Origin of the sequence: Brevundimonas sp. (assembly GCF_030656255.1) — a bacterium.
Lineage (GTDB): Bacteria > Pseudomonadota > Alphaproteobacteria > Caulobacterales > Caulobacteraceae > Brevundimonas.
In genome coordinates this window covers 1-11,605 of the sequence record NZ_JAUSOE010000004.1, presented here as the reverse complement: position 1 = coordinate 11,605, position 11,605 = coordinate 1, and the positions used below count along the sequence as shown (strand labels likewise).

General features: G+C 66.1%; 7 protein-coding genes. All 7 read right to left on the bottom strand.

The genetic code is table 11. The annotated features are described in order from the left end of the window. On the bottom strand, positions 1-3,177 hold a 3,177-nt coding region (locus tag Q7J26_RS00155; RefSeq protein ID WP_304934512.1), incomplete at its 3' end, for a discoidin domain-containing protein. Between the two features lie 18 nt (positions 3,178-3,195). Continuing rightward, a complete protein-coding gene (locus Q7J26_RS00150; protein WP_304934511.1) occupies positions 3,196-4,011 on the bottom strand; it encodes a carbohydrate ABC transporter permease in 816 nt (271 codons plus the stop codon). Next, positions 4,008-4,940, bottom strand: coding sequence for a carbohydrate ABC transporter permease (locus Q7J26_RS00145; RefSeq protein ID WP_304934510.1), 933 nt, complete (start codon positions 4,938-4,940; stop codon positions 4,008-4,010). Before Q7J26_RS00145 ends, Q7J26_RS00150 begins: the two co-directional genes overlap by 4 nt. Continuing rightward, the gene (locus Q7J26_RS00140; RefSeq protein ID WP_304934509.1) at positions 4,937-6,205 is read right to left on the bottom strand and encodes a sugar ABC transporter substrate-binding protein; all 1,269 of its coding nucleotides are present in this window, start codon (positions 6,203-6,205) and stop codon (positions 4,937-4,939) included. Before Q7J26_RS00140 ends, Q7J26_RS00145 begins: the two co-directional genes overlap by 4 nt. Further along, complete coding sequence (locus Q7J26_RS00135; protein WP_304934508.1) at positions 6,202-7,665, bottom strand: glucoamylase family protein; 1,464 nt, start codon at positions 7,663-7,665, stop codon at positions 6,202-6,204. Before Q7J26_RS00135 ends, Q7J26_RS00140 begins: the two co-directional genes overlap by 4 nt. A 77-nt stretch (positions 7,666-7,742) precedes the next feature. Then, positions 7,743-10,751, bottom strand: coding sequence for a TonB-dependent receptor (locus tag Q7J26_RS00130; RefSeq protein WP_304934507.1), 3,009 nt, complete (start codon positions 10,749-10,751; stop codon positions 7,743-7,745). Between the two features lie 26 nt (positions 10,752-10,777). Beyond that, positions 10,778-11,605: substrate-binding domain-containing protein (locus tag Q7J26_RS00125; protein WP_304934506.1), on the bottom strand; the 828-nt coding region annotated here is incomplete at its 5' end.

The following is an 11,605-nucleotide window of genomic DNA, read 5'->3' as shown; positions in this document are numbered from 1 at the left end:
AATACGCAGCTCGTCGCCGGACCATTGTGCGGCCCGCCCGTCGATGCGGATCCGCTCAGGCCGCCCCGCGCCCGCCGGCCATTGCAGCACATAGCCGCCCGGCGGCGTCGCCCCTTGGCCCAGGGTCAGCACATAGGCCGCCCCCTGTTTGCGATAGGCGTAGGTCAGCGCCCCATAGGCCGTGCGCAGGTCCCGCACCCCCACGCCCTCCTTCGTGTCCAGCCAGGCCTCAGGCACGCCGGCGGCCAGCACCAGGGCGTGATCGCGGTCCCGCTCGTAGGCGAACAAGTCCAGGGCCGAGCGGATATAGTCGGAGCTGATCCAAGCGTGCGGCATGTCGCCGATGAAACGGGGCTCGCGCTTGTCGCGCCCCACCACTTCAGCCCAGCCGTTCCAGGCCTCGGGCCGGCGGTCGGCCATCAGGAAGTCCAGCACCGCCAGGGCGCGGTCCTTCTGGCCCAGCCGCACATAGGCGCCGACCAGCCGCCATTCGTAAGGGGTGTAGTCCTTCCACGCCGTGCGATTGGTCAGCCGGTTCTGGAAGTTTTCCCAATAGCGGTCGAAGGTTCGCGCCATCAGTTCGGGCGGAAGATTATCCTGCTCGCCCGACGGCGACAGGGCGATCGTGGTCGAGGTGGCGTCGAAATCGCCCCGGTCGGCGGCGCCGGCGATCCAGTCGATGTCGTGATGCTGGGCCGTCGCCGTGATTGAGGCGCGGATGTCGGCGGCGAACTGATCGCGCGCCGCGGCATAGCGGGCGGCGGCCTCGGCGTCGCCCAGGGTCTGCGCGATGAAGACCGCGTCCTTGTAGCCCAGCAAGCCCCAGAAATCGTCCCAGTAGGAATAGGCCGCCTTGTCCGAATAGCCCTCGTGGCTGATCGTCGGGGGCAGCAGGCCGTACAGGTGGCGCTGGTCGGGGGTTTGGAACTCGGGCGTGCGGGTCGAGGCGCGCAGTTCGTCCATATAGGCGACGGCCTTCTGAACCTGAGGCCAGACCTGGCGCAGCAGGGCCTCGTCGCCGGTGTAGCGATAGGTCTCGGCGGCCAGGAAGACGAACTCGCCGTGGCTGTCGTTCTCGGGCACCGGATCGGCGCCCCGCGCATCGACGCAGCAGGGGACCTTGCCGTTGTCGAACACATAGGGGGCGTACCAGCGCAGATAGTCGGCGGAGTGCTCGGCCATGCCCAGCCGGTTCAGCCCCTCGGCCATCATGGCCCCGTCGCGGATCCAGGAGCGGTTGTAGCTGCGGGTGCCGGGCTGAAGGATCGGCCCCTGGCGCGACATCAGCATATGGGCCAGGGACGACTTCAGCGCGTCCTCGATCCGCTGGGCGGCGGGCGGCAGGGTCAGGTCCACCCGGTCCAGCTTCTCGCGCCACTCCGCCGCCAGCGCCTGCTCGGCCTGATCCAGCGCGGCGACGCCCTGCCCGGCCTGCGGCTGCGGCGTCTCGCCCGCCAGCGGCGACAAGAAGCCGAAGGTGCGCGTCTCGCCGGGCTGAAGCGTCACCTCGTACAGCAGGGCGCCGGCCGGCAGGTCCGTGGCGTCGGAGACGGCGACCGGCTCGCCGGCGGGCCGTCGCGCCGTCGGCAAAATCAATGATTGAGGATCGGCCGCTGCGTCGAAGCTTGAGGCCGCCACGGCGTCCGGCGCGGTCAGGGGCTGCACCCGGACATCGTCGTTCAGCGTCAGGCTCGCGCCGTCCCAGACTATGCGTTCGACCGGCGCGACGCCGCCCGGAATGGCCAGGAACTGCACCGGCCCGTTGACCTGGAACGGTCGCGCTGTCAGGGCCAGGGTCAGGCGACGCGGCCGGTTCGAGGTGTTGGTCAAGTCATAGCGGCCCCACAGCCGCGCCTGGTCCGGCGCGCCGTCGGCGAAGCTGGTGATCTTCAGCATCCAGTCGTCGGCGGTCCAGGTCACGGACGGTATGGGCAGGTCGCCGTCCCTCAGCCCCTGTTCGATATTGACGTCGGCCCAGGTGATCAGCCGCCCGTTGTCGACCACAAAGGGTTCGATGCTCGGCCCCGCCCGGCGCAATTCGATAGCGCCGTCCTCTCCGATCAGGCCGCTCTCGCCCCCGCCGTCGACGCCGACCAGGGTCCAGTAGGGCTGTTCCCCGAAAAAGCCGCGTGGATAGAGACCGCGCCGGTTCTCCTTGGCCACCGCCTCCACGAAGGCCGTGGCGTCCTCGCCGAAGGCCAGGGGTTCGACCTCGATTTCGTTCAACGCATAGGTCGTCGCCTGCCCCGCGCCCAGCCGCTGGCCGGCGCCGGAGGATCCGACCACGTCCGGCGCGGGGACCGGCTTCTGCGGCTCCAGCCGCAGCCAGCGCGCCGTCGCCTCGGGCGTGCGCAGCCAGTCGACGCCGCCGTTCCCGCCCTGAACTGTCGCCAGGTCCCGCCAGTCGCGCCCGTCGGTCGAGGCCGAGATCCGATAGTCCGCCGCCGCCCCCCGCTCGCCCCAGCGCAGGGTCAGGCCGCCGAACTCGCGCTCGTATCCCAGGTCCAGGGTCAGGGCCGACGGTTCGCCCACCGGCGGGGTCCAGGCCGTCTTCGGGTCCAGATCGACGGCGTTGGCGGCGGTCGTCTGCGGTCGGCCGTCGGCGGCGACCGGCTGCGGCGGCACGGCGGGATCGACCGGCAGGGCGCGAAGGCTCAGCTGGTCGATCTCGACCGCCCCCTTGCCGCCCTCGGCCGCGACCACGACGAACTCGACCCGCTCGGCGCGGCGCAGCACCGTCTCGGGACTGGGGCCCCAGGCCTTGGACACCTGGCGGCGCTTGATCACGAACTTCGTCCAGCCGTCGAGGAAGTCGTAGCGCGCCGTCTGCTTCCACCAGACGTTCTCGGCCGAGGCGTCGGTCAGCTTGACCTCAAAGGTGTTGGCCGGCCCGGCGCCGCGCACCCAGAAGCTGATCTCGTAATTGTCGGGCAGGTCGAACGGCAGCGGACGGCTGACCACCGCATAGCCCGCCTTGCCGTCGAAATCGTAGTCGAGCCGCACCGCCTGCCCATCATGCCCGGCGACGGCGGAGACGACGGCGTGAACGTCGGTCGAGGCGCTGGCCTGCCACCGCGAGGCGTCGTCCATGGTGTCGAGAACGCGCGTGTCCTGCGCGACGGCGGGGGCGGCAAAGGCAAGCGTCAGGACCGAGGCGGCGGCCAGGAGGTTACGCATACGAACTCGCAGTTCTGGTCAGCCCTTCACGCTGCCCGCGAGCATGCCGCGGATGTAGTAGCGTTGCAGGGCGAGGAAGAGGATCAGCACGGGCGCGACCGTGACCACGGCGCCGGCCATCATCAGTTCGATGTCCTGCACATGTTCGCGCGATAGGGCCGCCAGGGCCACCGGCAGGGTGTAGTTCGACTGGTCCGTCAGGACGATCAACGGCCACAGGAAGTCGTTCCAGCTGCCCAGGAAGACGAACAGGCCCAGGGTGACGATGATCGGCTGCAGCGTCGGTAGGACGATGCGGCGGAAGATCTGCCCCTCGCTCGCGCCGTCTATGCGGGCGGCCTCCAGCATCTCGTCGGGAATGCTCAGCGCGTACTGGCGCACCAGGAACAGGCCGAAGATCGAGGCCAGCCAGGGCACCAGCGCCCCGGCATAGGTGTTCACCAGCCCCATCCCCTTCAGCATCAGAAACAGCGGCAGGGTGCCGATCTGGGCCGGCACCACCAGGGCGGCGACCAGGAACTGGAACAACCGTTCGCGCCCGGCGAATTTGAGTTTGGCGAAGGCGTAGCCGGCCGGAACGGTGAAGCTGAGCGCCAGGATCGTCGCCAGGGTCGCCAGGGCGAAACTGTTCCACAGATACCGCCCCATGCCCTGGTTCAGGAACAGGTCGCGGTAATGCTCCAGCGTCCAGCGCGACGGGACCAGCGGGGGCGGGAAGGTCGCCGCTTCGCCGGTGGGCATGAAGCTGACCGACGCCATCCAGACCAGCGGGAACAGGACGATGAGCGCGATGAGCGCGACGGCGAGGTTGAGGAAGATGGAGCGGATTTTCATTGGTACGCCCCCACCCGCTTGGCCACGGCCAGCTGGACCAACGTAATCGCCAGGATGCACAGGAACAGGACGAAGGCGACCGCGCTGGCGGAGCCCAGATTCCACCATTTGAAGCCTTCTTCGTACATGAAGTAGAGCACCGTCACCGTGCTCTGGGCCGGCCCCCCTTGCGTCATCACATAGGGTTCGGCGAACAGCTGGAAGAAGCTGGCGACCGAGATGATCGAGACCAGCAACATCGTCGGTGCGATGGCCGGCAGGGTGACATGGCGGAACTGTTTCCACGGCCCGGCGCCGTCGATGCGGGCGGCCTCGTACAGGTCGTCCGGCACGGTCTGAAGCACGGCCAGGAAGATCAGCATATTGTAGCCGAAGATCTTCCAGACCACGAACATCAGGATGGCGGGGATCGAGGTCAAGGGCTGACCCAGCCAGTCGACGGCCGGCAGGCCGATGCTCTCCAGCCCCCAGTTGATGACGCCGTAGCGGGTGTGCAGCAGATAGCGCCAGACCACGGCGGTGGCGACCAGGGTGGTGACATAGGGGGCGAAGAACATGACCCGCCAGATCGGCCGCCACTTCACCACCCGCGCGTTCAAGATCACCGCCGCCGCCAGGGAGGCCGCGATGGACAGGGGCACGCCCAGGACCGCGAAGGTCAGGGTGTTCTTCATCGCCCCCCAGAATAGCGGATTGGTCATCAGCCGCTCATAGTTCTGCAGGCCGACGAAACGCAGATTATCGAGGTTCGCCAGGGCGTAGATGTCGAAGTCGGTCAGGCTGAGCAGCAGGGCCGCAATCACCGGAAGGGCGAAGAAGAGGCCGATGGCGATCATCGCCGGGGCGACGAAGCCCCAGGCCGCGCGCTCTCTCGCCGCGCGTCCACGCGACGGCTTCATGCGGGCCAATGTCGGATCGGCGACGGTCATACGGCCCTGCCCTGTTCCATCATCCAGCGGCGCTTCTCCAGCAACCGGTCGGCCCGGCGGTCGATCTCGGCGGCCGCAGTCTCGGGCGTATATTCGCCGCGCACCATCCGCTCGGCGACGATCTGCATCTCCGTCACGATCCGCTCCCATTCGGGCACTTTCGGCACCGACTTGGCGCGTTCCAACTGAGCCCGGAAGGGCGCCAGCATCGGGTCGCGCTCGACCTGGGCGATGTCCCAGGCGCTCTGGCGCGCCGGCAGGTCGCCGACGATGGTGTTGAACCGGGCCTGGACCGCCGGTTCGGACAGATAGCGGACCAGCGCCCAGGCTGCGTCCTGGTGCGGCGAGGACTTGAACACCGCCAGGCTGGAGCCGCCCGGCGCTGAAGCGCCCAGGCCGCTCGGTCCCGGCACCCCGGCCGTGGCCCAGTTCGGCTGGAACGACGACGGCAGGCGCGAACGGAAATCGCCGACGCTCCACGGGCCGGAGAAATAGAAGCTGAAATAGCCGCGCGCGAACTCGGTCCAGACGTTCGAGATCTGCGCCGAAGACGCCAGGGGCGCCAAGCCCTCGGCGAACAGGCTGCGATAGAAGGCCAGGGCCGCGATGAAGCCGGGGTTGGAGAAGTTGCCTCGCGTGTTGCGGTCGCGCAGCAGCGGCTCTTCGATCTGAAGCCCGAAGGTCAGCAGTTGCTCGAACTCGTTCAGCGGCAGCAGAATGGCGTAGTTGTCGCCGCCCGCCGCCCGCTTGACCCCGTGCATGGCCCGCTTCCATTCGGCCCAGTCCTGCGGCGGCGCGTCGAAGCCCGCGCGGGCCAGCAGATCCTTGCGATAGAACAGCAGCCGGGTGTCCACATACCAGGGGGTGGTCATGGCCCGGCCGGCGATCTGGTTGGTCTCCAGCACCGCAGGGAACTGGTCGGTCAGCAGATCGGCGGCTTCGGGCGGGGTCGGCGACAGGGCGCCGATGGCGCTCAGCTCCGCGACCCAGGTGTTGCCGATCTGGCTGACGTCCGGCAGCGAGGCGCCGGCGTAGGCGGTCAGAAGCTTCTCGTGGGCCGCGGTCCACGGCAGGGGCTGGACCTCGACCCGGACGCCGGGATTGCGGCGCTCGAACTCGGGCATCAACTGGCCGACCGTCCCGCCCTCGTTGCCCATGGCCCAGAAGCGCAGCACCGTCTCGCCCTCACGACGCGGCGTACAGGCCGCCGCCGCGCCGCCCGCCAGCAGCGCCAGGGCGCCCCGCCTGTGCGGGCCAGGCCTCATGCGGTCAGCCAGCCGCCGGTGAATCCGGCCTTGTCCAGCGCCCGGCGAATATTCGGTTCGCCGCGCATATAGCGCCAGATGAAGTCGGAGCGGTGGTTCTCGGTCATGCCGACGATGGGCCCCTGGTCGATGCCCAGATAGTCGTCAGCGACCCAGCCGATCCCGTCAACGATCTTGCCGTGCTGCAGCGGCCCGTCGCGCTGGGTCAAGGTCGGGTTGAAGCTGTCGAGGAAGCCCCACTCGGTATAGATCCCCGCCCCGAACCGGCTCTTCATCGCCTTGATACAGGGGATGACGATCTCGGGCGCGAAGGCGATGGAGCTGGCCGCCGCCGTGGGGGCGATGGTGCCGTCGTCGCGGTCGCCGGGACCGCGCGCCGAATAGCTGAAGAACTCGCGCTCGACGCCATTGATCGTCTGTTTGAAATCGCCCGGCCCGTCGCAGGCCGTCAGGCCCCAGGTCTCGGACGAATAGCCGGCCCACTGGCCCGGATTGTCGTGACCGTATTTCTGCTGGGCGTAGACGGCCCGGCGGCTGTTTTCGAAATAGTCCAGATGTTCGCCCAGTTGCGCCGTCTGGCCGCGCATCCAGGCGTCCTGAATGCCGCGGAAGTCGATATACATATGGCTGTACTGGTGGCCGAAGATCGGCGCGAAATTCAGGTGCCAGCTGCCCCACTGATCGGTCCAGCTCTCGTCATAGCTGGCGGCCCATTCGTGCCAGACATTGACCGACACCGGATGGGTCGGGCTGCCGATGGCCAGCATCAGCAGCAGCATGCCTTCATTATAGACGTGCCAGTCCGACGCGATGAAGCCGCTCTCGGGATGCCAGCCCATGGTGATCCGGTTGTCGCGAATGACGGCCCAGTCCCATTCGATCCGCTCGTACAGGGCCTGGACCCGGCTGCGGATTTCGATCTCGTCCGGGTGGTCGCCGTCGAAATAGCGGGCGGCGAACAGCATGCCGGCGATCAGCAGGGCCGTATCGACGGTCGACAGCTCGTTGGTCCGGTAGCGGTGACCGGTCTCCATCTCCAGAAAATGGTAGAAGAAGCCTTTGTGCCCCGCCGTGCCGGTCGGCTCCGGCCCCTGGGGCAGGCTGTGGAAATAGCGCACGGTGATCAGGGTGCGCTCGCGCGCCTCGTCCCGGCTCATCCAGCGGCGTTCGACGCCGATGGGCCAGCAGGTAAGGGCGAACCCGACCGCAGCGATGGAGCAGAAGGACGGGGTGGGCCAGCGATCCGGCGTCAGGCCGGTAGCCCGATCCGTGACCTTCTCGAACCAGCGGAAGGTGCGTTCCTGAAGCTCATTGATCTCGCGATCCAGCCGCAACGGCCGCCGCTGCGTGCCGTTGACCGCGCCCGTCACCGCCTGCTGCTGCGCCAATGCCGCCCCCGGCAAGACCGCCAGAGCCGCCGCGCCGGCTGTGGATCGCATTAGGAAGTTTCGGCGGTTCATGGGCACGCTCACTGGGTCTGTATAGAAAAAGAAGGCCGCCTCTCGCGCAAGCAAGAGACGGCCCCGGCTCAGGGTGATTAGAAGGAGTAGCGGGCTCCGATCTGGAAGGTGCGGGTCGGGAACAGCACCGTGCTGGGATTGCCGTAGTTGGCGGAGGTCACACTGCCGTCGTAACCGCTGTAGTTCTTGAAATCGAAGATGTTGATCGCATCGACATAGACCTGCATCTCACCAGCCCCGCCGACCTGGATGTTCTTCGTCAGACGCAGATCCAGGTTTCGATAGGCGAAGGCGTTGGGGATGAAGAAGTTTTCCTTCTCCGGATAGCCCGCATAGGGCCGGTAGTAGAAGGTCGATCCCGAACCGTCGAAGACATCGTACGGCGTGCCCGAACCCAGCGTCAGAATGCCCGACAGCTGGAAGTCCAGCGGAAGATCGACGATGCCGTTGGCGACGATCCTGTGCCGCTCGTTGCCTGCGGAATTCCGCATCGGCGAGGTTTCGACAGAGAAACAGTCGAAGCAGAAGTTGTCGTTGCCGCCGTTCTGTTTCGAGTCCGACAGGGTGTAGGCGATGTTCACGCCCCAACCGGAGTCGCGCGTATAGCCCTTGTCCAACTTGACGTAGAGAGCCTTGAACTCACGTTCCTTGCTGTGATCGGAAACGAAATAGCCGCTGTACGGATTGGCCGCTCCAGGTCCGCAATAACCGCCGTTGTCGCCGAATCCATCGCCATCATTGCCGTATGTCGGTTCACGGCAGCGTGTCACATATTGCCAGGTGAACTCGTTCTCGGTCTTGCCGTAGGCAAGCGTGAATTCGGTCTGCCAGTCGCCGACCCGCTGACGGACGCCCAGATTGAACTGGTCAGTGCGCGGCGGCTCGAAATCGTTCTTGAGCAAGTAAGCCTCACCCCTGCCGCTGACGGAGGACAACAAGGCATCCAGACCTTCTGTGGTCGAATAGGCGGAATTCCACAGGAAGGGGTTGTCCGAACTACCGTCCTGCACGGCGCCGGGCGCTACCGTGGTCGTGAAGAAAGCATTCTTGGTGGTGGTGTAAGGTTTCGCGATCTCATCGAACGAGAAGTTGAAGTTCACACGGTCATAATAACGGCCGGCGCCGCCGAATATCACCGTGCTGCGGTCACCATAGACATCGTATGAGAAGCCGATCCGCGGCTGGAAGGCTTTTGCGAAGGGGTCACGATTACTGCCAGTGGAGACGTAGTCATCCACATTCAGCCAGCTGGGCGCATAACCCGCTGGTTTGCCGCCATCGGTGGATGCAATCCATTGGTTCAGACCATCGACTACTGACTGAGGCGTGACATAGTCGGGATTATTGGCGTTGTCCTCGTAATCCCAACGGATGCCGAGGTTCAGTTCAAGCTTGTCGGTAATCCGCCAGTCGTCCTGAATATACAAGCCGTAGACGTTGTTGGTCAGATCGACTACAGGCGTCGCCGTGCCCAGTTGGACGCGGTACGGCACCGATGCGTCTCCACTGGCGACCCCGTCCAGATCGTAGAAGAACTCGGGATTGCGGCTGAACTCCTTCTCGACATGATAATCCTGTTTCGAGAACTTCACGCCCATCTTGAAGGTATGGAAACCTTTGAACTCGACCTCGGTGAAGGTCAGATCGTTGCGGAAGGTCAGGGCCTCATCGGTGATGTCCTGACGGGTGTTCGCCCCGCCCGTGTTCAGAACCGTCACGCCCCCGTTCGGATCATAGCCGTTATCGAAGACGCGGTAGCTGGCCCCGGCTTCGTCGAAATTGGCCGCCGTGGGATTGTAGTTGTAGTTTCGGTAATCGACTGCGAACTCGTTCAAGAAGTTCTGACCCTGCCACTGATAGCGCAGGTTGGCGCTCTTGGTCGTCTGCTGCAGGCCTGTGGCGCGTTCAAAGGAGTTGGCGCCGCCGACGCTGGTGACGTCGCCTTCGTCGCGATAGGTGACGCTCAGATCGATCAGATGGCCTTGCGCCGGCTGGAAGCTCAGCTTGCCGAAATACAGGTCTTCCTCGAACGGCGTCGCAAAGGTGCCGAGGTATTCGGCGAACTGGGCCTGATACTCCGGATCCTGGCGGCCGAGGTTCACAACGGCTGCGCGGTTCTCTTCCTTATGCTCATAGCTACCGAAGAAATGAAGGCGATCCTGAATGATCGGGCCGCCCAAGGCCGCGCCGTATTGTTTGACGGTGAGGTCTGCTTTTTCTTCGCCGCGACGCTCTGCAAAGACGTCCTGGGTCACCATGCTCTCATCGCGGTAGGTGCCGAAGATTTCGCCGTGGAACTCATTGGTGCCTGAACGGGTCACGGCCGTGATGATGGCTGACGAAGCCTGCTCGTACTCGGCCTTGAAGTTCTGGCTGACGACACGGAATTCCTGGATCGCCGCCTGCGGGAACGGGTTGCCGCGGCTGTCGTCCTGACCGGCGATGCCGCCCGCGATGACGTTGGATTTCAGGCTGGCGCCGTCAATAAAGGCGTTGACCGATTCCGCGCGTTGGCCGCCGGCCGAGATGGTGACTTCGCTTTCGTTCTGAGAAACGCGAACGCCAGGGGCCAGGGCGGCGAAGTTCAGGAAGTTGCGGTTGATCTGCGGCAGGGTCTGGATCTGCTGCGTCGTGACGTTGGTGGCGCTTTCCGGGGTTCGAACTTCCGTCAGACGACGGCCGACCACGACGATGTCGGTCAGTTCTGCTGCGGCGTCGTCGGCAGCCGCCGTCTCCGTCGTCGCGCCCACGGTCAGGTCCAGGCTGCCGACCTGGCCGACGCCGATGGACACCGTGTCGGTGGCGGTATCGCCGTCGGCCGTGGTCACGGTCACCTCATAGGTGCCGGGCCGCAGGCCGGACAGGGTATAGCCGCCCTGGGCGTTCACCGTAGCCCGGTTGGTGAAACCGGAATTGACGTCACGAGCCACGACCGTGGCCCCGGCCTCGACCTGGGTTCCGTCTGTGACGACTCCTCGGATGGTCGAGGTCGAAACCTGCGCCGTCGCCGCACCCGCGAAGCCTGCGGTGATGGCGAAAGCTGATACGGCCGCCAGAGCGGCGCTACGCGTATTGAACTTGATCATCCTGAAGTCCCCTCCTGATATTCGATTCACGACAGCGACGCCGCTGTCTGATCGGGGTTTGACCCGACGGTTGCGGCCGCCGCGGTGGATTGACGAACGACCAGGACCGGCCGAACGATTTCGCAGGCGGCGTCCTGATCGGCGTTGGCGCCGGCCTGGACCAGGCCGATGAGGCGTTCGACGCCCCTCCGGCCCATTTCCGCAATATTCACTCTGAGCGTGGTCAGGGTCGGCCGGACCAGGGCGGCCAGCGGCACGTCGTCGAACCCGACCACCGCCACGTCTTCGGGACAGCGCACGCCCGCCTCCTGGAAGGCCAGCAGGGCGCCCAGGGCCATCATGTCATTGGCCGCGAACACCGCGTCCGGGCGCTGGTCCAGCGCCATCAACTGTGTAGCGGCGCGATGCCCGGCGGCCTGGGTGAAGTCGCCCTCGACGATGATCGGATCCTGGCCGACCAGGGCGCTGGCGTAGCCTTCGGCGCGGATATCGGCCTCCAGGTTGCCGGCGGCGCCCCGGATATGGGCGATGCGGCGACGGCCGGTGGCGATCAGATGTTCGACGGCGGCCACGGCGCCGCCGTGGTTGTCCACCGCGATCGCCGGCCGGCCGCCCTCGTCCAGGCCGCCGTTCATGACCAGGACCGGGGTCCGGCCCGCCACGTCGGCGGCCAGATTAGCGGCCCGCACATGGGGCGACAGCACGATCATCCCGTCGACCCGGCCGCGCATCGAGCGCAGGGCCGCCATCGTCTCTTCGGTGTCGCCGTGCGAACTGGATACGATCAGGTGCTTGCCGTGCGCCCGCGCCGCCAGATCCATGCCGCGGATCAGTTCGGAGAAGAACTCGCCGTA